General features: G+C 71.4%; 22 protein-coding genes and 1 tRNA gene. 12 read left to right on the forward strand and 11 right to left on the reverse strand.

Going from position 1 to position 22,643, the window contains the following annotated elements; all coding sequences use genetic code 11:
- Window positions 1-94: 94 nt before the first annotated feature.
- The 5 genes from ASG94_RS18290 (at window position 95) to ASG94_RS18310 (ending at window position 5,065) form a co-directional block, all read left to right on the forward strand.
- Window positions 95-1,624 (forward strand): sulfatase family protein, encoded by a 1,530-nt coding sequence (locus tag ASG94_RS18290; protein WP_082624339.1) that lies wholly within the window; start codon window positions 95-97, stop codon window positions 1,622-1,624.
- A gap of 64 nt (window positions 1,625-1,688) precedes the next feature.
- A complete protein-coding gene (locus ASG94_RS18295) occupies window positions 1,689-3,170 on the forward strand; it encodes a DUF1800 domain-containing protein (protein WP_082624340.1) in 1,482 nt (493 codons plus the stop codon).
- Between the two features lie 5 nt (window positions 3,171-3,175).
- A complete protein-coding gene (locus tag ASG94_RS18300; protein WP_056927990.1) occupies window positions 3,176-4,426 on the forward strand; it encodes a DUF1501 domain-containing protein in 1,251 nt (416 codons plus the stop codon).
- Between the two features lie 100 nt (window positions 4,427-4,526).
- Window positions 4,527-4,600: transfer RNA gene (locus ASG94_RS18305), tRNA-Pro, on the forward strand.
- A 282-nt stretch (window positions 4,601-4,882) separates the two neighbouring features.
- Window positions 4,883-5,065, forward strand: coding sequence for a hypothetical protein (locus ASG94_RS18310; protein ID WP_056927913.1), 183 nt, complete (start codon window positions 4,883-4,885; stop codon window positions 5,063-5,065).
- A gap of 388 nt (window positions 5,066-5,453) precedes the next feature.
- On the opposite strand, the gene ASG94_RS18315 is transcribed toward ASG94_RS18310, so the two are convergent.
- A complete protein-coding gene (locus ASG94_RS18315; protein ID WP_056927914.1) occupies window positions 5,454-5,810 on the reverse strand; it encodes a hypothetical protein in 357 nt (118 codons plus the stop codon).
- Between the two features lie 483 nt (window positions 5,811-6,293).
- Here ASG94_RS18315 and ASG94_RS21465 point away from each other — a divergent pair, with 483 nt between their 5' ends.
- A complete protein-coding gene (locus ASG94_RS21465; protein ID WP_082624342.1) occupies window positions 6,294-6,818 on the forward strand; it encodes an Ltp family lipoprotein in 525 nt (174 codons plus the stop codon).
- Window positions 6,819-7,296: 478 nt separating this feature from the next.
- Here ASG94_RS21465 and ASG94_RS18325 read toward each other — a convergent pair whose 3' ends face one another.
- Both ASG94_RS18325 and ASG94_RS18330 read right to left on the reverse strand, forming a co-directional pair.
- The gene (locus tag ASG94_RS18325) at window positions 7,297-10,188 is read right to left on the reverse strand and encodes an ATP-binding protein (RefSeq protein WP_056927915.1); all 2,892 of its coding nucleotides are present in this window, start codon (window positions 10,186-10,188) and stop codon (window positions 7,297-7,299) included.
- Between the two features lie 27 nt (window positions 10,189-10,215).
- Window positions 10,216-11,421, reverse strand: a complete 1,206-nt coding sequence (locus ASG94_RS18330; RefSeq protein ID WP_056927916.1) for an acyltransferase family protein — start codon at window positions 11,419-11,421, stop codon at window positions 10,216-10,218.
- An 83-nt stretch (window positions 11,422-11,504) separates the two neighbouring features.
- Between ASG94_RS18330 and ASG94_RS18335 the strand changes: the two genes are divergently transcribed.
- Together ASG94_RS18335 and ASG94_RS18340 are read left to right on the forward strand one after the other, a co-directional pair.
- Complete coding sequence (locus tag ASG94_RS18335; RefSeq protein ID WP_200958188.1) at window positions 11,505-12,014, forward strand: GNAT family N-acetyltransferase; 510 nt, start codon at window positions 11,505-11,507, stop codon at window positions 12,012-12,014.
- Window positions 12,011-12,313: an MmcQ/YjbR family DNA-binding protein gene (locus ASG94_RS18340; protein WP_056927917.1), complete on the forward strand. Its 303-nt coding sequence runs from the start codon at window positions 12,011-12,013 to the stop codon at window positions 12,311-12,313. Before ASG94_RS18335 ends, ASG94_RS18340 begins: the two co-directional genes overlap by 4 nt.
- A 4-nt stretch (window positions 12,314-12,317) precedes the next feature.
- Here ASG94_RS18340 and ASG94_RS18345 read toward each other — a convergent pair whose 3' ends face one another.
- The gene (locus ASG94_RS18345; protein ID WP_056927918.1) at window positions 12,318-13,076 is read right to left on the reverse strand and encodes a DinB family protein; all 759 of its coding nucleotides are present in this window, start codon (window positions 13,074-13,076) and stop codon (window positions 12,318-12,320) included.
- 64 nt (window positions 13,077-13,140) lie between these two features.
- Here ASG94_RS18345 and ASG94_RS18350 point away from each other — a divergent pair, with 64 nt between their 5' ends.
- Both ASG94_RS18350 and ASG94_RS18355 read left to right on the forward strand, forming a co-directional pair.
- Window positions 13,141-13,755 (forward strand): maleylpyruvate isomerase N-terminal domain-containing protein, encoded by a 615-nt coding sequence (locus ASG94_RS18350; protein WP_056927919.1) that lies wholly within the window; start codon window positions 13,141-13,143, stop codon window positions 13,753-13,755.
- A 198-nt stretch (window positions 13,756-13,953) separates the two neighbouring features.
- The gene (locus ASG94_RS18355; RefSeq protein WP_056927920.1) at window positions 13,954-14,556 is read left to right on the forward strand and encodes a hypothetical protein; all 603 of its coding nucleotides are present in this window, start codon (window positions 13,954-13,956) and stop codon (window positions 14,554-14,556) included.
- 27 nt (window positions 14,557-14,583) lie between these two features.
- Here the strand turns inward: ASG94_RS18355 and ASG94_RS18360 are convergent, their stop codons facing one another.
- Complete coding sequence (locus tag ASG94_RS18360; protein ID WP_056927921.1) at window positions 14,584-15,510, reverse strand: NAD-dependent epimerase/dehydratase family protein; 927 nt, start codon at window positions 15,508-15,510, stop codon at window positions 14,584-14,586.
- A gap of 34 nt (window positions 15,511-15,544) precedes the next feature.
- On the opposite strand from ASG94_RS18360, the gene ASG94_RS18365 reads away from it, so the two are divergent.
- On the forward strand, window positions 15,545-16,201 hold the full coding sequence (locus ASG94_RS18365; protein WP_056927922.1) for an SDR family oxidoreductase: 657 nt from the start codon (window positions 15,545-15,547) through the stop codon (window positions 16,199-16,201).
- Window positions 16,202-16,219: 18 nt separating this feature from the next.
- On the opposite strand, the gene ASG94_RS18370 is transcribed toward ASG94_RS18365, so the two are convergent.
- Window positions 16,220-16,561, reverse strand: a complete 342-nt coding sequence (locus tag ASG94_RS18370; RefSeq protein ID WP_056927992.1) for a DUF2200 domain-containing protein — start codon at window positions 16,559-16,561, stop codon at window positions 16,220-16,222.
- Between the two features lie 25 nt (window positions 16,562-16,586).
- Here ASG94_RS18370 and ASG94_RS18375 point away from each other — a divergent pair, with 25 nt between their 5' ends.
- Window positions 16,587-17,837 (forward strand): sulfatase-like hydrolase/transferase, encoded by a 1,251-nt coding sequence (locus tag ASG94_RS18375; RefSeq protein WP_162260840.1) that lies wholly within the window; start codon window positions 16,587-16,589, stop codon window positions 17,835-17,837.
- A 7-nt stretch (window positions 17,838-17,844) separates the two neighbouring features.
- On the opposite strand, the gene ASG94_RS18380 is transcribed toward ASG94_RS18375, so the two are convergent.
- From ASG94_RS18380 to ASG94_RS18400, 5 genes are all read right to left on the reverse strand, one after another.
- On the reverse strand, window positions 17,845-18,576 hold the full coding sequence (locus ASG94_RS18380; RefSeq protein ID WP_056927993.1) for a class I SAM-dependent DNA methyltransferase: 732 nt from the start codon (window positions 18,574-18,576) through the stop codon (window positions 17,845-17,847).
- A gap of 85 nt (window positions 18,577-18,661) precedes the next feature.
- Entirely contained in the window at window positions 18,662-19,471 is an 810-nt protein-coding gene (locus tag ASG94_RS18385; RefSeq protein WP_056927924.1) for an ABC transporter permease, read from the reverse strand.
- A complete protein-coding gene (locus tag ASG94_RS18390) occupies window positions 19,468-20,349 on the reverse strand; it encodes an ABC transporter permease (protein WP_056927925.1) in 882 nt (293 codons plus the stop codon). The genes ASG94_RS18385 and ASG94_RS18390 overlap by 4 nt, the downstream gene beginning before the upstream one ends.
- Before the next feature lies 1 nt (window position 20,350).
- Entirely contained in the window at window positions 20,351-21,571 is a 1,221-nt protein-coding gene (locus ASG94_RS18395; RefSeq protein ID WP_056927926.1) for an ABC transporter substrate-binding protein, read from the reverse strand.
- Window positions 21,556-22,638, reverse strand: coding sequence for an ABC transporter ATP-binding protein (locus tag ASG94_RS18400; protein ID WP_056927927.1), 1,083 nt, complete (start codon window positions 22,636-22,638; stop codon window positions 21,556-21,558). Before ASG94_RS18400 ends, ASG94_RS18395 begins: the two co-directional genes overlap by 16 nt.
- Window positions 22,639-22,643: the final 5 nt, after the last annotated feature.

The following is a 22,643-nucleotide window of genomic DNA, read 5'->3' on the forward strand; positions in this document are numbered from 1 at the left end:
AGAGGACACTCGTCCACATCACCGCGTCGCTTTGGGCGCCGGTGTCCGGGCCCCCTACTCTGGGCCCTTCGGTCGGGGCGAGCAGGGGAACACGATGCACGGGTGGATGCGCAGCGGCACGGCCGCGCTGGCCGCCGTGCTGGTGGTGGGGTCCGCGGCCGCGGGCCTCGCGCGGCCGTCCGAGCCGAGCCCCACCGTGGTCCCCGTGGCCTCCGGGACCGCCGGCCTCCCGATGCCCGCCGACGACGGCACCGTCTCGCGCGGGGCCGCCCGTGACGCCCGCCCGAACGTCGTGTTCGTGATGACCGACGACATGCGCGACGACGACCTCCGGTGGATGCCGCAGACCCAGCGCCTGATCGCCGACCAGGGCCTCGACCTCACCGATGCGATCTCGCCGCACCCGCTGTGCTGCCCGGCGCGGGCCGAGCTCGTCACCGGGCAGTACGCCCAGAACAACGGCGTCCAGCACAACGCCGGCCCGTTCGGCGGCTTCCAGGCCCTGGACCCGACCCACGAGGTCAGCGCCTGGTTCGGCAGGGCGGGCTACCAGACCGGCTTCGTCGGCAAGTTCCTCAACGGCTACACCGCGCAGGACACCCGCCCGTCCGGCTGGACGCACTGGGACGCGCTGGTCGCCGGTGTCTACGACTACCTCGACTTCTCCTTCGCCGACGACGACGACAGCCCCGAGGCCTTCAAGGACAGCTACGTCACCGACGTCATCGCCGAGCGCACCAACGACACCGTGCGTCGCTTCGCCCGCAAGGACGAACCGTTCCTCCTCTTCTCCTGGCACCTTGCCCCGCACTACCGCATCGACGACGGCAAGCCGGTGCCCCCGCCCAGCGCCCCGCGCGACGCGGACCGGTTCGCGCACGCGATGCCGCCGTCGCTGCAGGACCCGGCGTTCAACGAGCGTGCGGTCCTCGACCAGCCGCGCCCGTTCCGCAACCGGCGCGACGCCGACCCGCAGGTCGTCATCGAGGAGCACCGGGCACGCCTGCGCGCGCTGCAGTCGGTGGACCGTGCGGTCGGCTCGCTGGTGGACACGCTGCGCGAGACGGGCGAGCTCGACCACACCGTCATCGTCTTCACCTCCGACAACGGCTACTCGTTGGGCGAGCACCGCTTCATCGGCAAGAACGTGCTCACCCAGCCCGTCCTGCAGGTCCCGCTGCTGGTCCGCGGCCCCGGGATCGCGCCGGGCACGACGTCGGACCTGCCGGTCACCCTCGTCGACCTGCCCGCGACCCTCGCCGCCATCGCCGGCGCCTCGGCACAGTGGCCGGTGGACGGCTCGTCGTTCGTCCCGACCCTGCGCGGCCTCGACCAGCCGTTCCGCGACACCACACTCGTGCAGACCGGTGACGACGGCGGGGACGGGTGGGCCTACCGCGGGGTGCGGACCGATCGCTACCTGTACGGCGTCAACGGGGCCGACGCGTTCCTCTACGACGACGACCTCGACCCCGACCAGCTCGTCAACCGCATCGACGACCCGGCGTACGCAGCCATCGCCGCGGCCCTCGAGGAGCGCCGCAGCCAGCTCATCACCTGCGGCGGGGCGGCCTGCAACCAGACGTTCGGTCCGCTCCCCGAGCCCGGGGCTCCCACCGGGTAGTCCTTTCGGGCCATCCGTGGCCATCGCCTCGTTACCTTGGTAACAAGAGCTCTAGGCTCCTCCCGTGCCTGGGACGAAGGGGCGGGAGCCTTGGGGAGACAAGCGCCGGAAGAAGCCGTCCTCGGGCGTGCTCCCCGGCGCCGATCGCCATCTCGTCACGCGGTTCTCCTACGGGCTGACGAAGGACCTGGTGCGCGACGTACGCCGCCACGGGGCCGACGCCTGGTTCGCCCAGCAGCTCTCCCCCGGCAAGGTCTCCGACGGCCCGGGTGGCGTCTCCGACGACTGGTGGCCGTCCCTGCACCGCAGCCCGCTGGACCTGTGGCAGCGCACCCAGAGCGAGGTCGAGCCCGGGTGGATGGTGATGGAGGACTACATGCGCCGCGCGCTGGTGCGCCGCGTGACCTCCCGCCGGCAGGTGCTCGAGGTCATGACCGAGCTGTGGGAGAACCACTTCCACGTCCCCGTCGGCGCCGACGGCGTCTTCACCCACCGCGTGGCGTACGGCGACGCGATCCGCGCGCGTGCGCTGGGCCGCTTCAGCGACCTCCTCTTCACCGTGACGACGCACCCGGCGATGGGGATCTACCTCGACAACGCCACCTCCACCGCGGTGCACCCCAACGAGAACCTGGGCCGCGAGCTCCTCGAGCTGCACACGGTGGGCCGCGGCCTCTACACCGAGGCCGACGTCAAGGACTCGGCCCGCATCCTGACCGGGTGGAGGGTGGACGTGTGGAAGACCTTCGCCGCGGCGTACTCGCCGGACGACCACGCGACCGGCCCGGTGCGGGTGATGGGCTTCGGCGACGACAACCGCTCCGCCGACGGCCGTGACCTGACGCGGCGCTACACCGACTACCTGGCACACCACCCGGCCACCGCGAAACGCGTGGCGCGCCGGCTGGCGACGAAGTTCGTCCGCGACGAGCCGCCGCAGGCGCTGGTCGACCAGCTGGCCAAGGTCTACCTCCAGCACGACACGGCCATCGTGCCGGTGCTCAAGGCGCTCGTGGCCTCACCGGTCTTCCGGGCCTCGCGCGGCACCAAGGTCCGCGACCCCGCCGAGGACGTGGTGGCGACCTACCGTGCGCTGGGGGTGAAGGTCCGGCGCCCGGCGGCCCCGGACTCCGCCGCCGAGGCGATCCTGTGGCAGACCGACGGACTCGGCGGGCGACCGTTCTCCTGGAGCCGCCCCGACGGGGCACCGATCACCAACGCCGCCTGGGCCTCGGCTGGCCGGATGGCCGCGTCCTTCGGGATGCACTGGTCCATGGCCGGCGGCTGGTGGCCCGAGAAGGACATCCACTACCGCTCCCCCGCGTCCTGGCTGCCGTCCAAGAAGGTGCGCTTCGACGACCTGGTGGACCATCTCTCCGCGCGGATCCTCTTCCGCCCCGCGAGCAAGCAGCTCCTCAAGGCCTGCTGCCAGGCCACCGGGCTGAAGCCCGGCACCACCATCACGAAGTCCCACGACCTCGTGGAGTGGGGCATGCCCCGCCTGATCGTGACCCTGCTCGACTCCCCCGCCCACATGACCCGGTGACCGAGATGACGACTGCCGACGACTGCTGCGCCGAGTTCACGCGCGCCCGATTGTCACGCCGCACCCTCCTCGGCACCGCGGCCGGCGTCGCCGGCCTGTCGGTCGTGTACGGCGGCGCGGAGGTCCGCGCCTCGGCTGCGGCCGCCACCCCGGCGCCCTCGGTGCTCGTCGTGGTGTCGCTGAGAGGTGCCGCCGACGGCCTGTCGCTCGTCGTGCCGCACGCGGACCCCGTCTACTACGCCGCCCGCCCCGGCATCGCGATCGCTGCCGAGCGCCTGCTCGCCCGCGACGGGATGTTCGGCCTGCACCCCGCGCTGGCTCCGCTGCTCCCGATGTGGGAGTCGGGGCGACTCGCGGCCGTCCACGCGACCGGGCTTCCGGCCGCCAACCGCTCGCACTTCTCGGCGATGGAGGAGATCGAGGACGCCAGCGCCGGCTCCGCGACCCGCGTCGGGTGGCTCAACCGGCTCATCGGGCTGGACGCCCTGACCAGCCCGGTGCAGGGCATCGGCCTCGGCAGCGGCGTCGTCCCCACGTCGCTGGCCGGTCCGTCCCCCGCCATGGCCGCGTCGTCGCTCGACCGGCTCTCGATCCCCGGAGAGGAGGACGGGCACGCGGCCCGTCGCCGCAGCAGCCTCAAGACCCTCTGGGGATCGGACAGGTCGGTGCTGGGCGAGGCCGCCCGCGACACCTTCACCGCGGTCGACATCCTGGCTCCGGTCGTCGCGGGTCCGGACACGCCTGCGGGCGGCGCGACGTACCCCCGCGGCGACCTCGGCGACGCCCTCGCGCACGCCGCCCGCATCATCCGCGGTGACGTGGGCGTCCAGGTGATCACCGTCGACCAGGGCGACTGGGACATGCACACGGGTCTCGGGACGCTGGAGTGGGGCAAGCTCAAGGACAACGCGGCCACCTTCGCGTCCGCCCTCGCGGCGTTCTTCGCCGACATCGGCTCCTTCGGCGACAAGGTGACCGTGGTCTGCCTGAGCGAGTTCGGCCGACGGGTGGCCGAGAACGCCAACTACGGCCTCGACCACGGCCACGGCAACGTGATGTTCCTGGCCGGTGCCGGCGTCCAGGGCGGGCGCTACCACGGCAGCTGGCCCGGCCTGACCAACAGCCCGGACGCCGACCTGACGGTCACCACCGACTACCGCAGCGTGCTCTCGGAGGTCGTGCGGAGCCGGTTCGGGGTCGACTCGAGCCGGGTGTTCCCCGGCTTCGTCGGGGCCTCGCTCGGCACCATGGCCTGACGCCGGACGGCACGCTCCCCGGGGTGCGCGACCTGATTGTCGATCGCGGTGAGCGCTGGGGTAAGGTTTCGCTCGCCCATCACCTGAGGTGATGGGTGTTCGGGCTGTAGCGCAGCTTGGTAGCGCACCTGACTGGGGGTCAGGGGGTCGCAGGTTCAAATCCTGTCAGCCCGACCGAACAATCAACGCCCTGATCTGCATCACTGCAGGTCAGGGCGTTGTTCGATTTCGAGGGTTGTGGACAACGGGCTCTTGGGGTGCAACTTGGGGTGCAACACCCGCCCCACAGTTTGGAACCTAGGCGCACATGACCCGGAGTCAAGTGCTCCCAATAGTCAACCTCGTTCTCGCAGGTCAGCGAAAGGGGCAGCACCGAACCGCAGAATCGGGGTGCACACCCAGACTGGCCCGTCAGAAGCCCGCGCCAGCGGCATACCCCGATCTACGGTGGACGCTATGACGAGAGACGGGGATTGGGTTGGCGACTTCGGCCACCTCACGCTGGCAGACACGGCCCTTAGTGAACTGCTGATCGACATGCTGCGGATGCTGGATTACGGACACCTGTCGTCGATGCCAAAGTCGCCGGACCCTGGACTCACCACGAAGCAAGCCGCGAAAGCAGTGCTCAAGTTCTGAGAGAAATACCCGCGTCTGGTGCCGGACGACGCCGTCCAGTGGTTGGGCGACGTGCTTGACGCGGCGGACGAGCGCAACGCCTTGACGCACGCCGTCGCGCTGAACCGCTGTAACACGTGCGGGACCGCCACGCTGTTTCAGCACCCACGGACCGGTGCATGGGTGGACCGCAGCGAGGAGGCCGTGCAGGCGCTCACCATGACGTTGCTGGACCTTCGCGCGACAGGGGATGAGATAGCCGAAGAAGATCCACCCCCACCAACGAGGCGAAGGGTGGGCGGTCGTGATTGCCCGGCGCGATATGTCACGGACGCAATGAGACTGGAGGCGAAGGCCAACGCTGCGAAAACTCCGACCGTTTGGCCGGCGAGTCCACCGCTCAAGCGCATCAAGACATCAGGGTGACGGTCCACTCACCCTCCTTGACCTGATCTCCTTCATGCCACTGCGCCTTCACAAGGACGTTCGTTCCCGTAGTGCCCCAACCGCCGAAGGGTATGAGCGACCAAGCCATCTCCGAACCGGGCCGGAGGTCGAAGGGCGCATCGACGGCTTCAAAGTGGAACTCGGTGTCTCCAACGGGTTCGACGGTGAACGTCAGCCCCTCGGCAGCGGCTCTGCCCTCGTTGCTAACGATGAGGTGGTTCCACGTCGTCCGGTAGGTCATCCTGCCCTTGCGGTCCAGGCCTTTTGCCTCGCGGTCGCGCTGATGCTCCCAACGAAGTTCGGCACCGGCAAAGGACACCGGTCATCTGCTGGGGCATGTGCTTCCTGTCGTTGCGGCCGAGATCGGCAACCAGGGAAAGTCTGCTGATCGCCCGTCCGACTGTAATTGCGAGCAACGACAGATTGGTGACCCGTCGTCCAAGCGAGGTCACTGGCGGTAGATGGCGGCGTTGGGCCGGAGCGATCCCCGAAACCACTCGACCACCTGAGCGACGACGGCGAGGACAAAACGGACACGTGCCCGCGAACGTCCAGGGCGACCCGCGACTCACGCTCAGCGTGCACGGCTACAAGCTGGAGGCCGCCGTGATCGGCCTCGTAGAGCGCCTCCTTAACGAGGTCGAGCATGAGATGTGCGCCTGACGAACCAGCACAACGAACGTTCACCAATGTCAGGAATCACCTGACAGCCACGACTGTCCGATAGACACTCGTCGGGCACGTACGGGGGGCTCTCTTTCGGGGCCCACGCGCACGCCCACACACACCAGAGAGAGACACCATGAAGAGCATCGTCAAGATCGGCCTCGGCATCGTCTTCGGCTTCATCCTGCTCGTCGGTGGGTGCGCCGCTGTCGTCGGAGTGGCCATGTCCGACAGCGACACCGATACCGACAAGACCTTCGCGGAGAAGGCCACCGAGAAGCGCGACAAGGTCACCTCCGAGGAGGGGGCGGACGCCACGGCGGCCACCGCGAAGACCAAGCCCACCAAGGCGCCTAAGCCTGAGCCCGTCCTGACCCCGGGGCAGGAGAACGCGATGGCCTCGGCCGAGAACTACATCAACATGACGGCCTTCTCCCACAAAGGCCTCGTCGAGCAGCTGGTGTTCGAGGACTACTCGGAGGCTGACGCCATCTACGCGGTCAACCACATCAAGGTCGACTGGAACGAGCAGGCGGCCAAGTCCGCGAAGAACTACCTCGACATGACCGCGTTCTCGCGTCAGGGCCTCATCGACCAGCTCGTGTTCGAGGGCTACACCCCCGAGCAGGCCACCTACGGCGTCAACCAGACGGGCCTCTGAGCTTCTCCCACAGCACGGGTTCTTGGGGTGCGTCTTGGGGTGCAAAGCGGGAGAACCTGGGGTGTATGACGGCATCTGAGAGCACTGAGATCACACCGTTTGATCCCGTTTGAGCGTGAAACCGCTAGTCGGAGCGTGAGCTCGGCAAGACTGGGGTCAGGGGGTCGCAGGTTCAAATCCTGTCAGCCCGACCGAACCGAAACCCCTCCGACCGGCGTCCTCGCGGGTCGGAGGGGTTTCTGCGTTCTACGACCCTCGCTGCCCGCGCGCTCGGCGCGGAGCACCCCCGGGGACGTGGTGCGAGCTGCTGCGCCCAGCGCAGCAGGTCACACCGCGAGGCTCGGGCGCGGACGCAGTGCGAGCTGCTGCGTCCCGCGCAGCAGCTCGCACTGGGGGCTGAGGCGCCGTCGCGCGGGATTTTCCGGGTCCGCCAGCCGGGAGGCCCGGTTGGTTCACGCGCACCGGACCGGGCGGGCGGTCAGCGGCCGCTTCCGGTGGCCGTGATGGCGCGCAGCAACGGAACGTGCTCACGGGCGTCCGCGGCCGCGCGCTTCAGCAGCCGCGCCGCGAGCGTGGCCCGACCCTCCCGGAGCGCGACCTGGGCGCCGCGCCACCGGCAGTACGCCGCGTCGTGCGGGCGCGTGACCCGGTCCCAGGCTGCGGCGGCCTCGACCCACTGCTCGAGCCGGTCGGAGGAGTCGATGCGGTCCAGCTCCGCGCACCAGAGCAGCCGGTTCGCCACGAGGTCCGGCCCACGCGCATCGGGGCCCAGCGGGTCCAGGTGGCCCGAGCTGCGTCGAGCCGTGACACGTCGGCGCCGCTCGGCGCGTTCGCGGTCCCGCGTGTCGGAGGACCCGAGGTCCGCCTCCATCCGGGCGTGCAGCGCCAGCACCCGTGATGACGTCGCCGCGTAACCACCGGACAGCAGGAAGTCGGCGGTCCGGTCGATAGGCTCGCGTGCGTCGTGCAAGCGTCCTGCCCACAGGCAGAGCTCCGCCTCGAGGACGTCGCGCTCCGACGAGCTGACGTTGTAGTTGTAGTCGTATTGGGAGGGTTGGGTGCGCAGCAGGGCCTGCGCCTCGTCCAGCCGCCCGCGTCGGAGGAGGATCGCGCAGTGCGCATCCTGCGTGGCACCGAGCCCGGCACGGGTGTGGTCCCTGAGACGCGGATCGACCACTGCCGCAGCGGCGGTGACGTCGCCGGCCCGGAGGTGCGCGAGCGCGACGGCGGCCACCACCGAGTCGGTGAAGAGGTTGGGGATGTGCCACCGGTCTGCCTCGGCGAGCGCGCCCGCGGCGGCCGCGGCGACCGTCTCCCGTGGAGCCCCGGTGGCCAGGAGGACGTCGGTCTCCCACGCCGCGACCCGCAGTGCGCACGCCGGGTCCTCGGACGCTGGTGCCATGAGCCGCGCCTCGGCGGCGAGTGCCACGGCCTCCTCGTCCTTGCCCTGCTCGGCCAGCGTCCACGCCTTGAGCGCGAGCATCACCCGGTGGAGGGCGACCGCGCCCACCGACTCGGCCATCACCAGGCCCTTCTCGACGACGGCGCGGACCTCCGCGTGGCGACCCAGGGAGCCGAGGATGTTGGCCCGGACCTCCAGGATGTGCACGGCGTCCGCGGTCGGCGGGTACCGGTCGCTGATGGCGACCGCTTCTTCGATCAGTCGCAGCCCCTCGTCCTCGTCACCGACGGCGCACTCGAGGTCGCCGGCGCGCATGAGCACCTCCGCCCGGCCCTGGTCGGGCAGGGACGCCGCCATCGCGTCCTCGACGTGGCGGCGTACGACGACCTCGCCGGCGCCGGCGGCGATCGAGGTCTCGATGACCCGCACGTGGACCTCGGTGAGCGTCGTGGCGCTGTCGAGGTCGGTGTCCGGCCGAGGCCACAGCTCCAGCGCCCGCTTCCACAGCGGATATGCCTCCTCACGAGCGAATCGTCGCTCTGCCGAGCGGGCTGCGCGGATCCTCCAGACCAGCTCTCCTGCGCTGTCGCCCACGGCCTTCAGGTGGTCCGCGATCTCGCTCTCCGCAGGGTCCGGCAGCTCCGCCAGCAGGCGCGCCACAGCGCGGTGGGCGTGGTCCCCCTCCCCCGGGACGAGCCGATGCCGGATGGCCTCGGCCACCAGGGGGTGGCGCAGCCGCACCACGTCGCGGTCCTCGGCCAGCAGCCGGCGCGAGTCCAGGGAACGCAGCGCCGGGGTGGGATCGGCGTCGAGACCGGCCGCCGTCGCGAGCTCGGACGCGGTGAGTGGCCGGTCCGCCACGGCGAGGGTGCGCGCGAGGACCCACGCGTCCTCGTCGAGGTCGGTGATCCTGCGCGCCAGGAAGGTCTGGAGCTCGCCGGGGAGGACCCGGTCGGACCCTGCGGCAGCGAGCTGCTCGGTGAAGAGCGGCTGACCGAGGCTCCTGCGATGGATGGCCTCTGCGTCGGTCGCGGCGTCGACCCCCAGCAGCCGCAGCTGCTCGGTGGTCTCGGCCAGCGTCAACGCCTCCAGGTGCAGCGTCGCGGCCCGGCGGGACGTCCGACCCCGCCACGCGAGGTGCTCGTCCGGTAGGTCGGGATCCTCCGTGCGCCACGTGGCGACGACGGGCGGCAGGTGGGTGCCGGCGACGAGGCGCTCGAGCAGGTCGAGGGTCACGGCATCCGCCCACGGCACGTCCTCGATGACCAGCGCCCAGGGCCGTAGGTGTCCCAGCGCCTCCAGCACGGCCGCGACGGCACTGAAGAACCGCTGGCGGTCCGAGCCGCCACCCATCGGCGGAGGCGGAGCGACGTCGAGCTCCGGCAGGAGGACACCGAGGGTCGGCGCGACGTAGGCGGGACACGCCCTCAGCGCGTCCTCGAACCACTCGCCACCTTCGTGGGTGAGGACGCTGCGCAGCGCGTCCGCGATCGGCATGAGCGGCACCTGCGTGGACAGGGGGAGGCAGCGGGCGACGGCCACGAAGCACCCCGCCTGCCCGGCGGCCGTGGTCACCAGGGTGGTCTTGCCGATGCCGGCCTCGCCCGTGACGAGAAGGAGGCCGGCTCCGGTCTCGAGGTGGCGGCGTACGGCGGCCACCTCGGCTCGGCGCCCGGCGATCCGGGGTGCGGACCCAGCGACGTCGTCGCCGCTGGTGGAGGCGTCGAGCCACAGCACATGGAGGTGGTCGCGATCGCCGTGCAGGGCCTCGACGAGGAGCTCGACGACTCCCCACGTGGGGAGCCTGGGGGTGGAGAGGACGTGGGAGACGGTGGTGTGGGAGACGCCCGTCTCGCGGGCCAGGGTGCGCAGGGAGGGCCACCCGGCCAGGTGGTGGAGGTCGTGCAGGGCGTCGTTGAGCTCCCGCCGCGGTCCGGGCGGGAGGTCGGGTCGTGGCAGTGCACCCACGTGGCCTCCGGTCCGTCGCCTCCGACGTCAGGATCCTCCGCCGGGAGCAGGGTGTCCACGTCGACGACCAGCGGCGGCCGTGGCGGGACCGTCGGCGGGCAGGTCGCCGATCGGCGTCTGCGCCGTCGCGGCCGGCGCGGTGCCCCGGACCGGGTGGGCGGCCAGCCAGCGCGCCAGGCGTCGACCCACCTCGATGCCGGGACGCTCGACGAACCGGTAGACGAAGTCGGCGATCATGATCGTGACGATCGTGACCACGAGCGCCTTGTTCAGGTCGTTGCGCCAGTCGGGCAGCGCCATCGCCACGAAGTAGCCGCCGATGATCTGGAACAGGTAGATCGAGTAGGAGCGCTCCCCCAGCCAGCGGAACGGCGCCAGGGACAGCATCCTGCTGATCTCCGTGCGCCCGCACAGGCTGGGCAGGCTGAGGGCGCACAGCAGTGCGAAGCCGAGGATGAGTGGCGCCGGTCCCCCGCCGCGCACCGTGAGCTCGGCCGAGTGGCTCTGGACGTAGTAGATCGCGACGGCGAGGGCGACCTGGACGACGCGCGACGACAGCGGGGCGAGGATCCGGAACGTCGTACCGGAGTGCATGGCGAGCGCCACCCCGCAGCCGAGCAGGATCGCGACGTAGTGGACCCACGAGATGTTGTGGTGCCAGATCAGCCACACGAGGGCGGGGACCAGGACCGCCCACGCGGCCGCGCGGGCGCGGCCGGCGCCGCCGGCCACGGCACCCAGGAGCGGCACCAGCACGAACGCCAGCAGCGGCCACACGAGGTAGAACTTCTGCTCGACACCGATCGTCCAGGCCTGCTCGAAGTTGATGAAGCTCGGCGAGAACTCGGGGTTGAAGGTGAGGAAGTAGCGCACCGCACCGGGTCCGCCGGCGGCCTCCCACGTCCCGCTCCACCGCAGCAGCAGGTAGGAGCCGAGGAACGCCGCGTAGTAGGCCGGGGCGATGCGGAAGATGCGACGCACCCAGAAGCCCAGCAGCGAGATGCGGCCCGTGGTGGCCTCCTCGCGGAGCAGCAGGGTGGTGATGAGGAAGCCGGAGAGCACGAAGAACATGTGCACCCCGAGCCAGCCGCCGGCGAACATCGGCGCCGGCCCGCTGAAGTGGAACCCGACGACCGCGAGCGCGGCGATCGCGCGGGTGCCGTCGAGGCCCCCGAAGTGCCGGCCACCACGGAAGGACTCGTGGGACAACGTCGGACCGAGAAGCACGCGCATGGCGGAACCCTAAGGTCCGCCCGACGCGCCCGCGGCATCCGTGCTCCGGGCGCACCGGCCGGGTCGGCTGGGACGATGCCGGGGTGACCACGGAACGCGTGAGGGACGACTACGAGATCGACTCGGATCCCGGGCGGATGGACGTCGACCGGATCCATCACTGGCTGTCCACCGATGCGTTCTGGGCCATCGGCCGCACCCGCGACACCGTCGCCGACGCCGCGCGGAACTCGCTGAACTTCGGCGTGTTCGCCGGTGACGGCAGCCAGGTCGCCTACGCACGCGTCATCACCGACCGCGCGACCTTCGCCTGGCTGTGCGACGTGTACGTCGACCGCGCCCACCGCGGTCGTGGGCTGGGCTCCTGGCTGGCAGAGGTCGTGGTCGCCACGCTCCGCCCGATGGGGTTGAAGCGGGTCCTGCTCTCGACGCGCGACGCCCACGAGGTCTACGCGCGCGTCGGGTTCGAGCCGATGCCCCATCCCGAGATGTTGATGGTCCTGGGCGCCCCGGACAGCGGGACGAGCGCCCCGCAGGAGACGACCGACGTCTCGTCGACGCGGCGTACCGGCGGGCCTACGCTGCCCGGATGACCCCCGAAGAGGTCGGCCGGTACGCGGAGGCGCTGCCCGAGGTCAAGCGCAAGGGGACGCCGTCGCGTCCGGCGTGGTACGTCCGCGACCGCCTGGTCGTGCGCCTCCAGGACCCGGGGACCGTCGTGATCCGGGTCCCGCTCGGCGAGCGGGAGGCGCTCCTGGACACCTACCCCGACACCTTCGGAGTGCCACCCCGCATGGAGGCGCACCACAAGGTCGAGGCCTACCTCGACCGGGCGCAGCCCGCTGCCGTGTTCGCGGCCATCGACCTGGCGTGGGAGATGCAGCGTCGGTGACGGGTCAGTCCCCGGACGCTGCGGCGACGGCGTCGAGGTCGCGCACGGCGTACCGGTGGTGCTCCCACTCCTCGTTGAGGATCACGTGCAGGCAGTGGAGCACGGTGACCTGGTGGTCCGGGTCCCACGCGTCGGCGCGCGGAGCGGCGAGCTCGTCGGGCGTGACGGCGGCGAGGTGGTCGCGCACCAGGGCGACCCGGTCCGCCCGTGCCTCCAGGACGTCCGCCCAGGACGGGACATGCGTCGCGAACACCGACATGTCGTGGCCGTCGGTCTCGTAGTCGCCGTGCGGGAGGCCGAGCGGGTGGTACGGCGCCCCGAGCTCGAGGACCGCGCGTCCCAGCCAGGTGTCCGTGGCCATCACCAGGTGGCGCAGCGTCTGCGCGAAGCTCCACTCGCTGCCCACCGAGACGTCGACCGTGCCCGCCGGCATCGCCGCGACACGCTCGAGGGTCGTCGCCCAGGTCTCCTCGAGCCCCGCCCACGCGGCGCGCAGGCCGTCTGGGTCCTCGGCCCTGCGGCCGGCGCGACCCGGGAAGCGGCGGTCGAGCTCCGCGTCGACGAGCGGGGCGACGTCGACGCCGTTGATGAGCAGGCTGCCGCCGTCCTCGGACAGCCAGGGCGCGTCGATGTCGGCGCCCTGGACATCGACCCCGCGCATCACCACCCCGGAGAGGTCGGCGCCGACGAAGCGGGCGCGACGGAGGTCGACGTCGACGAACTCCGCCTCCTGGAGGTCGTCGGAGCCGGAGAAGGTGGGCACGACCGAGAGCCTGACATCCCGCCGTCGCGCCGTGAAGGCCCGCACGGGCGTCTAGCCTCGACGCATGGCAGGTTCCTGGGCCGGGTCGCGGCGGGCGTTCGCCGACGCCGCGCAGTGGTTCGTGCAGGTGGCCGGGCGGGTGGGTGACCGCTGGGACCGGGCGGCGCTGGGCGAGTGGGACGTGCGCGCCCTGGTCGGCCACACGAGCCGTGCGTTCCTCACCGTCGAGGCCTACCTCGGGCGTCCTGCCGCCGTGGTCGAGCTCGGCTCCCCGGTCGACTACTACCGGGCTGCCGGTGCGATCGCCGGTGGGCCGGACGTCGCCCAGCGCGGCCGGGACGCCGGCACCGCGCTGGGTCCGGACCCGGCAACCGCCGTCGCACAGATCGCCACCCGGGTCCTGGCGCTCGTCGAGGACCAGGACGGTACGGAGCCGGTCACCACGATCGTGGGCGGCATGCTGCTGGGCGACTACCTCCCGACCCGCACGTTCGAGCTGGCCGTGCACACCGCCGATCTCGCGACCGCCCTGGGCGAGCCCGTGGACGTGCCGGGCACCGCGGCGGCGCAGGCCCTGTCCATCGCGGCGGAGCTCGCCGTCGCCCGTGGCGACGCCGGCGCGCTCCTGCTCGCGCTCACCGGCAGGGCGGGACTCCCGCCGGGCTTCTCGGTGCTCTGACCCGCCCCGCGCGCCCACCCAGCGGTGCCGGCCCGACGTACGGCCCAGCATCGTGACCCGGAGGCAGGCCGGGTAGGGGACAAGGTCCCCGGGACCAGGGGCCGCACAACTGGGTATGGCGACCCCGCCCCGATCGGAGTAGGCAGGAGGGACCGGCGGTGCCGGACGGGGCACCGCCCCTCCAGAGAGGAGTGGACCGTGTACGCACGCTCCAGCACCTTCCACGGCAGGCCGGACCAGGTGGACGCGGGCATCGCCTTCGTCGAGAACGAGGTCGCCCCCATGCTCCACGACATCACGGGCTCGCGCGGGCTCTCGTTCATCGTCGATCGCCACGACGGGCAGTGCATCGCCACCAGCTCCTGGGAGAGCGAGGAGGCGATGCGCGCCAGCGACGGGCAGCTGCGGGCCATGCGGGACCGCGGGAAGGGCATCCTGGGCGCCTCCCTGCAGATCGACGAGTGGGAGATCGCCGTGATGCACCGGGACCAGCACGGTCAGTGCTGCCGGGTCAGCTGGCTGCAGGGCGACCTCGACGCCATGACCGACACGTTCCGGACCAGCATCCTGCGCGACCTCGAGGAGACCGCAGGGTTCTGCGGCGCCAGCCTGCTCGTCAACTCGTCGACCGGCATGGGCTGCGCCAGCACGGTGTGGCAGGACCGGGCCGCCATGGAGGCCAGCCGCGCCTCGGCCGACGACATGCGCAGCCGGACCGCCAGCGAGTCGAAGGGCGAGATCGTCGACGTCCACGAGTACGAGCTCGCCTACGCCCACCTGCACGTCCCCGAGATGGCCTGAGCGGCGCCGCCGCGCCGGCCGGGGCCGCTAGGCGCGGGCCCGCAGCCCCGCCCGGAGCTCGGCCAGCGCCCGGTCGAGGCCGACGCGCGGCTCCCAGCCCCAGCGGCGCGCGCGGTCGGCACGGATCTGCCCGGTCCAGGCGGACCCCTCTTCCCACACCGGCTCCAGGCCGATGGCGTCGGTCACCGCGCCCAGGTAGTCGCGCTGCGTCGCCGGCTCGCCGGCGACGTTCACGGCAGTGCACCCGCCCGCCACCGGACCGGCCTCCGGGTCGTCGGAGGTGGCGACAGCACCGAGCGCCACGTCGGCGGTCAGCGTGGCCAGGTCGTCGACGTGGACCCAGTTGAACGACTGCTCCGGGACCGCCCGGCGCGCGCGCTCGTCGTCGCGCACCTGGGCCGGGCGCACCGTGTTCCACACCGACGTCTCCCCCGCGCCCAGGATCGCCGGCGGCCGCACCAGGACCCGGGTGGGCCCGTCGACCTCGGCCAGCGCGAGGTCCACGTCCCGCTTGATCACCGCGTAGTCCCCGGCGTCGTCGCCCGCCAGGGCCGAGTGCTCGTCGACGTCGCCGAGCCCCGGGCTACGGTCGTAGACCGCGGCCGTCGACACGTGCACGAGGCGCTCCACGCCCGCCCCGGCAGCCGCCCGGGCGATGGCGAGCGTGCCGTCGAGGCCCACCGTGCGCTGGCTGTCCGCGTCCCCGCCCAGCGGGTGCACGGTGGTGACCAGCGCCGTTGCACCCGAGACCGCGGCGGCCGCGAAGGTCGGGTCGGCGAAGTCCCCCACCAGCTCCTCGACCCCGGTCAGGGCCGGGGCCGTGCCGGGACGGCGTACGACGGCACGCACGGCGGCCCCTCGCTCGCTGAGCGCCGCGACGACGCGGCTCCCCACCAGGCCGTTGGCCCCGGTGACGACGACGGGTGCGGACGACGGCTGCGTCGGTGAGGTCATGGCTCCACCATGGCAGGCCGGGTAGAAAGGCCCCATGGTGAGGCCGGTCGTCGTCGTGGTGGGTGCAGGTCCTGGCGTGGGCGGCGCGTTGGCTCGCCGCTTCGTCGACGAGGGGTACGACGTGGGGCTGGTCGGCCGGAACCGGCCGGCCCTCGACGCACTCGTCGCCGACCTCGAGCCGCGTGGCGCCACCGTCCGGTCCGTGGCCGTCGACCTCACCGACACGGCAGCCGCGACCGGGGCCGTGCGGCAGCTGGGTCAGGCGTGGGGACGTATCGACGTCCTGCACTTCAACCCCAGCGCCTACCGGGAGAAGGGCCCGCTGGACCTCACGGTCCCCGAGCTGCTCGAGGACGTCGCGCTCGGCGTCGGCGCGCTTCTGACCGCCGTACAGGCGGCTCGACCGTTCCTGCTGTCCGGTGGCCGCATCAGCGTCACGGGCAGCATGGCCGCCGACGAGCCATGGCACGGCGCGGCCTCTCTCGGCGTGCAGAAGGCCGGGGTGCGCAACCTCGTCCACAGCCTCGACGCCGCCCTCGCACCGGACGGGATCCGCGCGGTGTCCGTCACCGTCCGCGGCACGCTGGCCCGGGAGGGCGCCTTCACCCCCGACCGGGTGGCGGACGCGATCTGGCGGGCGGTCGCGACCGCCGGCGACGCCTGGGCCAGCGAGGTCCCCTATCCGGGGTGACTCGCAGCCCGGTCGAGGCTACGTCCGCAGGACCTTGTCCATGGCCTTGCCGCGGGCCAGCTCGTCGACCAGCTTGTCGAGGTAGCGGATCTTGCGCATCAGCGGATCCTCGACGTCCTCGACGCGGACGCCGCACACCACACCGGTGATGTGCGACGCGAGGGGGTTGAGGGCGGCGTCGGCGAAGAAGTCCTCGATCGTGGTGCCGCCGGCGAGGTGCCGGCCCAGGGCGGCGTCGTCGAAACCGGTGAGCCACTCGATCACCTCGTCGAGCTCTGCCTTCGTGCGGCCCTTGCGCTCCACCTTGGTGACGTAGTGGGGATAGACCGAGGCGAAGCTCGTGGCGAAGATGCGGCTCATCCCGGCGAGCGTAGTGTCGGGCCGCATGGCCGACAACGTCCTGTGGATCATCACCGACGACCAGATGCGCTCGACGCTCCCGACCATGGACGCGACGTGGAAGCGGCTGGTGGAGAAGGGTGTCCGGTTCCGTCGCGGCTACACCGCGATGCCGTGGTGCGGGCCGGCACGGGCCTCGATGCTCACCAGCCGTTACCCCCACGACCACGGCTGCCACGACAACCGCACGCACCGCCCGTTCGTCGACCAGGGCCTCGACCGCGACACCGTCGCCACCCGGATGCGCGGCGCCGACGTCGACACCGGCTACTTCGGCAAGTACATGAACGGCCTCGGCGAGGACCCGGAGTACGTCGCGCCCGGCTGGGGCCGGTGGGTGGCCACGGTCGGCAAGCGGGGCCAGGTGAACGTCGACGGCGACGTGCGCCAGCTCGACGGCCAGGCGGCCGCCGACACCTTCGCCGCCGAGCGGCTGCGACGGTTCGTGGAGCGGCACGAGGACAGCGGCCCGTGGTTCGCCGCGTGGGCGCCGTCGATCCCGCACGACCCCTACCGACCGAGCGCGGAGCACCGCCACGACTTCGACGACGCCACGTGGGACCCGCCCGCCCTCAACGAGGCCGACCTGTCCGACAAGCCCACCTGGATGCGGGACCTGCCCCCGCAGGACCGGGCCCTGATGCGGCGGGTGCTCGAGGGGAAGCTCGAGGAGCTCCAGGACCTCGATGACCAGGTCGGTCTGCTGCTCGACGTCCTGTGGCGGACCGGCCAGCTGGAGCGCACCTGGATCTTCTTCGTCTCCGACAACGGCTACCTCCTCGGCGAGCACCGGCTCTTCCGCAAGGAACAGCCCTACGAGGAGTCCGCGGGCATCCCGTTCGTCGTGCGCGGACCGGGCGTCGAGCCGGGCACCGGCAACGCCTTCGTCTCCCAGGTCGACCTGATGCCCACCACGCTCGAGATCGCCGGTCTCGACCCCGACGCGGGCCGCGAGCTCTCCGGCCGCTCGATGCTGGGTCCGTTGCGCAGCGGTGACTGGTCGTCGTGGCGTCGCCGCCTGCTCGTCGAGAACACCAACCTCGGCTGGGCGATGCTGCGCGAGGGCTCGCAGGCCTACATCGAGCACCACGAGCGCGACGAGTGGGAGCTGTACGACCTGTCCCTCGACCCGCACCAGCTGTCCAGCCGTCGCGACGCCGACGTCGCCGACCTGTCGGCGCGGGTCACGGCGATGCGGCGCGCCCGCGGCACGGAGCTGCGCGCCCTCGAGGACTAGCCGCCGTTCACGCCGGGCGGCGCCAGACCGAGACGTGGCTCTCGGAGTCTTCGGTGAAGGGAGCGCCGTCCCAGTCGGCGCTCCGTCGCTCGAGGACCATCCCGGCGAGCCGTGCCATCAGGTCGCACTCGGCCGGCCAGATGTAGCGGAAGTTGCTGGCGCCGTACGTCACGGAGCCGTCGGGATGGCGCCGGTAGTGGTGGGACGTCCCCTGCTGGGTGGTCATGTCGTAGGTGTCGAAGCCGACGTGGCGTTGCCCCACGTGGAACGGGACGGCGTCCTGGCCGGGCGGGAGGCGCCGGATGCCGGGGACCCACAGCTCGACGACGAAACGGCCACCCGGTGCGAGGTGGCGGGCGGCGTTCTCGAAGCAGGCGACCTGCTCGTCCTGCGTCCGGAGGTTCCCGATGCTGTTCCACACGACGTAGACGAGCGAGAACATGCCGGGCACCGTGCTGGTCGCCATGTCACCGACCACGACGGGGATGTCGGCCCGCTTCTGGTGCAGCTTGTCCACCATCGGCTGGGAGAGCTCGACCCCGCTCACCGGGACGCCGCGCTCGGCCAGCGGGATGGCCACCCGTCCCGTGCCGATCGCCATCTCGAGCGCCGGACCGCCGTCCGCGAGATCGGCCAGAAGGCGGACCGCGGGGTCCAGGACGTCGGGGGCGAACATGAACGCCGAGGCCTCGTCGTAGCGCTCGGCCGTCTCCACGTCCCACAGGTCGCTGCTCGTCATCGGGCCAGCCTCGACCATGGGGGCGGCTCCCGGACACCCATTTGTCGCCCAGCCCCGGCCGAGGACGCCCCCGGCGCTGCCGCCGTCAGCGGACCGCGGCGACGGACTCGTCGGGCCCGGCCAGCTTGAGAGACAGCCAGATGGGGACGATCGAGACCACGATCAGCGCCGCGGCGACGACGTTGACGACCGGGGCCTGGTTGGGCCGGAAGAGGTTCTGGTAGATCCAGATCGGCAGCGTCTGTATGCCCTGGCCGGCGGTGAACGTCGTCACGATGATCTCGTCGAAGGACAGGGCGAAGGACAGCAGCGCGCCGGCCAGCAGGGCCGAGCGCAGCATGGGCAGGGTCACCGACCGGAACGTCCTGAAGGTGCCGGCACCGAGGTCCATCGAGGCCTCCTCCAGGTTGCCGCCCACCCGCCGCAGGCGGGCGATCGCGTTGTTGAAGATCGTCACGATGCAGAAGGTCGCGTGGGAGACGACCAGCGTGAGCATGCCCAGCTCGATCCCGATGACGGTGAGGAAGGCGTTGGCCAGCGCGATGCCGGTCACGACCCCGGGCAGCGCGATGGGCAGGATGATCAGCAGCGAGATCGTGTCCCGCCCGTAGAAGCTGAACCGCTGGAGCGCGAGCGCCGCCATGGTCCCCAGCAGCAGCGCCACGGCCGTCGCGAGCAGCGCGACCTCGAGCGAGACCACGATCGCGTTGCGCGCCCCGGCCGACTGGGCGGCGGCGGACCACCACTGCGTGGTGAAGCCCGGGGGCGGCCACGCGAAGGTGCGCGAGACGTTGAAGGAGTTCACGACCACCAGCGCCAGCGGCACGTGGATGAAGAGCAGCACCAGGCCGGTGATGCCGAGGAGGAGCGCCCGGGTGGCGCGCGAGAAGGTCACAGGCTCTCCAAGGCTCCGGTACGTCGTACGGCGGCGAGGTAGAGGAGCATCACGACGACCGGGATGGTCGCGACCGCGGCAGCGAACGGCATGTTGTTGCCGGTCAGGAACGAGTCGTAGACGACGTTGCCGAGCATCTGGTTGGTCCCGCCCACGATGCGCACCGCGATGTAGTCGCCGAGCGTCAACGAGAACGTGAAGATGGACCCCGCCACAGCGGCCGGGAACAGCACGGGCAGCACGACCCTCCGGACCGTGGTGGCGCTCGAGGCGCCGAGGTCCGCCGACGCCTCGAGCAGCGAGTCCGGGAGCCGCTCCAGACCGGCGTACATCGGCAGGATCATGTACGGCAGCCACAGGTAGGCCAGCGTGATGACGGTGGCGACCAGGCCGTAGCCCGGGGTGCCGCCCCCCAGCGGGGCCAGCAGCCACTCCACCGGTCCGTCGTTGGAGAGCATGCCCCGCCAGGCGTAGGCCTTGACCAGGTACGACGCCCACAGCGGCGTCAGCACCAGGACGACCAGCACGCGCTGCAGCCTCGGGGACGCGACCTTGGCCATGTAGAGCGCGACCGGGAAGGCGAGCAGCGCGTCGATGACGGTGACGGCTGCGGCCGTGGCGATCGTGCGACCCGTGATCGTGCGGTAGACGTCGATGGTGAACAGGTCGCGGTAGTTCTGGAGGTTCCAGACGCGCTGGATGTTGCCGCCGAAGGCGTCGACGGTCCACAGGGACGTGATGAACAGCGCGGCCAGGGAGCCCAGGTAGAGGACCCCCAGCCAGAGCATGGGCGGCCCCAGGAGCAGGCCGAGCCGCAGGCGCGGGTGGCGGTGGAGCAGGGCCCCACCGCCACTCGGCGACTGCTGCTCCTCGGCCACCTCAGCCCTTGATCTCGGTCCAGGCGCGGGTCCAGTCCTGGTACGTCGTGCACGACACGTCGGTGCGGCCGTCCAGGCACTGCTCGATCGGGGTGGTCCAGTAGTAGATCTGCTCCGCGTATGCCTCGTCGCCCGCGTGGTAGGTGTCGCAGAAGCCCTTCTCGGCCACGTCGCACGCCTTGGCGCTGGCCGGGGCCTCCCCGAACCACTGCGCGACGGCCGCGTTGGCCTCCGGGCTGACGATGTGGTCGAGCCAGGCGTAGGCGCAGTTGGGGTGGTCGGTCTCCGACGAGACCATCCAGGTGTCCGACCAGCCGGTGGCGCCCTCCTCCGGGAGGATCGCCTCGACCGGGACCTTCTCGTCCTGGGCGAGGTTGGCGATGACCTGCCACGTCGTGCCCACGACGGAGTCGCCGGTCTTGAAGGACTGGACCTCCTTGAGGTAGTCCGACCAGTACTCCCCCACGTTCTCGCGCTGCGCCTTGAGCAGGTCCACGGCCGCCGCCAGCTGGTCGTCGTCGAGGGCGTAGGGGTTCTCGATCCCCAGGTCGGGCTGCGTCTTCATCAGGTAGAGGGCGGCGTCGGCGATGTAGATGGGCGAGTCGTACGCCGTGACCTTGCCGGCGTTGCTGTCCGCGTCGTCGAAGACGGCACTCCAGCTCGTCGGTGCCGGCGTCACGACGTCGGTGTTGTACATGAGCAGGTTGGCGCCGTACCCGTGCGGGACGCCGTACATCTGTCCGTCGACCGAGTTCCAGTCGCGGTCCTTCAGGTAGGGCCAGATGTCGGCGTAGTTGGGCACGAGGTCGGTGTTGACCGGCGCCACGTCCCCACCGGCGATGAGGCGCAGCGAGGCGTCCCCCGAGGCGGACACGACGTCGTACTGACCCGACTTCATCAGCGTGACGGCCTCGTCGGAGGTGGTGAAGTACTTCACCGACACGTCGCAGCCGGTCTGCTCCTCGAACGGCGTCACCCAGTCGACCGACGGGTCCGTGGAGCCGTCCTCGGCGTAGCCGGGCCAGGCGAGCACGCTGAGCTCGCCCTCGTTGTCACCGAGGGACTCCGCCATGGGGACGTCCGGCGCGGTGAAGGCGCTCTGCCCCTCCGAGCCGCTGCTGCCGCTGTCGTCGTCCCCGTCGCCGCTCGTGGTCCCGCACCCGGCCACCGCCAGGGCGAGCACCGCGGCGACGGCCGCACGTGTGATCACTGACTTGTCCATGTCTGCTCCTTCTCGTCGTGTCGCTCCTGGTGCCGCTCCCTGTCCCGCTCCCGGGCGAGCTCGATGACGTGCTCCGGAGCCCATCCGACGGTGACCCGGCGTCCGCGCATGGCCATCGCCTGGTCCGTGGTCCCTCGCAGGTTCTGGCGCAGTACCGTGAGCGTCGGTCCCGCGTCCAGCTCCACGAGGTAGTGGTTGACCGACCCCAGGTAGACCACGTCGCGCACGACACCCCCGGTGGTGGTGTCACCCCCGGCCACCTCGTCGTCGAGGTGGATCTTCTCCGGCCGGATGCTGAAGACGCCCTGCCGGCCGAGCACGGACGTGGCGACCTCCCCCTCCAGCAGGTTGGACGTGCCCACGAAGCCCGCGACGAAGGCCGAGGACGGGCTCTCGTAGAGGGTGGCCGGGGTGGCGACCTGCTCGATGCGGCCCGCGCTGAAGACGGCGATCCGGTCGCTCATCGTCAACGCCTCCTCCTGGTCGTGCGTCACGAAGACGAAGGTGATGCCCACCTCGCGCTGGATCTGCTTGAGCTGCAGCTGCATCGCCCGGCGCAGCTTGAGGTCGAGCGCACCGAGCGGCTCGTCGAGGAGCAGCACCTTGGGCCGGTTGACCAGGGCCCGCGCCAGCGCGACCCGCTGGCGCTGCCCCCCGGAGAGCTGGGTGGGCCGGCGCCGGCCGTAGTCGGTCAGCTGGACGGACTCCAGCGCTGCCAGCGCCCGCTGGCGACGCTCGCCGGCCGGCACCTTCTTCACCCGCAGGCCGTACTCGACGTTGGTGAGCACGTCCATGTGCGGGAACAACGCGTAGTCCTGGAACACCGTGTTGACGTCGCGCGCGAACGGGGGCCGGCCGGTGACGTCCTGGCCGTCGAGGCGGATCTGCCCGCTGGTCGGCTCCTCGAAGCCGGCGATCATCCTCAGCACCGTCGTCTTGCCCGAGCCGGACGGGCCCAGCATCGAGAAGAACTCCCCGTCCTCGATGGCGAGGTCGATGCCGTCGACGGCCCGGACGCTGCCGAAGGACTTGGCCAAGGAGCTCATCTCGACGGCGGGTGTGCCCATCGGGG

The sequence above is a fragment of the Nocardioides sp. Soil805 genome, from assembly GCF_001429625.1.
In the GTDB taxonomy this organism is placed as follows: Bacteria; Actinomycetota; Actinomycetes; order Propionibacteriales; family Nocardioidaceae; genus Nocardioides.

Coding starts and splice junctions, on each gene's coding strand:
- ASG94_RS18290 (WP_082624339.1), top strand. CDS start 95: ATGCACGGGTGGATGCGCAGCGGCACGGCCGCGCTGGCCGCCGTGCTG.
- ASG94_RS18300 (WP_056927990.1), top strand. CDS start 3,176: ATGACGACTGCCGACGACTGCTGCGCCGAGTTCACGCGCGCCCGATTG.
- ASG94_RS18310 (WP_056927913.1), top strand. CDS start 4,883: ATGACGAGAGACGGGGATTGGGTTGGCGACTTCGGCCACCTCACGCTG.
- ASG94_RS21465 (WP_082624342.1), top strand. CDS start 6,294: ATGAAGAGCATCGTCAAGATCGGCCTCGGCATCGTCTTCGGCTTCATC.
- ASG94_RS18330 (WP_056927916.1), bottom strand. CDS start 11,421: ATGCGCGTGCTTCTCGGTCCGACGTTGTCCCACGAGTCCTTCCGTGGT.
- ASG94_RS18340 (WP_056927917.1), top strand. CDS start 12,011: ATGACCCCCGAAGAGGTCGGCCGGTACGCGGAGGCGCTGCCCGAGGTC.
- ASG94_RS18350 (WP_056927919.1), top strand. CDS start 13,141: ATGGCAGGTTCCTGGGCCGGGTCGCGGCGGGCGTTCGCCGACGCCGCG.
- ASG94_RS18360 (WP_056927921.1), bottom strand. CDS start 15,510: ATGACCTCACCGACGCAGCCGTCGTCCGCACCCGTCGTCGTCACCGGG.
- ASG94_RS18365 (WP_056927922.1), top strand. CDS start 15,545: ATGGTGAGGCCGGTCGTCGTCGTGGTGGGTGCAGGTCCTGGCGTGGGC.
- ASG94_RS18370 (WP_056927992.1), bottom strand. CDS start 16,561: ATGAGCCGCATCTTCGCCACGAGCTTCGCCTCGGTCTATCCCCACTAC.
- ASG94_RS18375 (WP_162260840.1), top strand. CDS start 16,587: ATGGCCGACAACGTCCTGTGGATCATCACCGACGACCAGATGCGCTCG.
- ASG94_RS18380 (WP_056927993.1), bottom strand. CDS start 18,576: ATGACGAGCAGCGACCTGTGGGACGTGGAGACGGCCGAGCGCTACGAC.
- ASG94_RS18395 (WP_056927926.1), bottom strand. CDS start 21,571: ATGGACAAGTCAGTGATCACACGTGCGGCCGTCGCCGCGGTGCTCGCC.
- ASG94_RS18400 (WP_056927927.1), bottom strand. CDS start 22,638: ATGGGCACACCCGCCGTCGAGATGAGCTCCTTGGCCAAGTCCTTCGGC.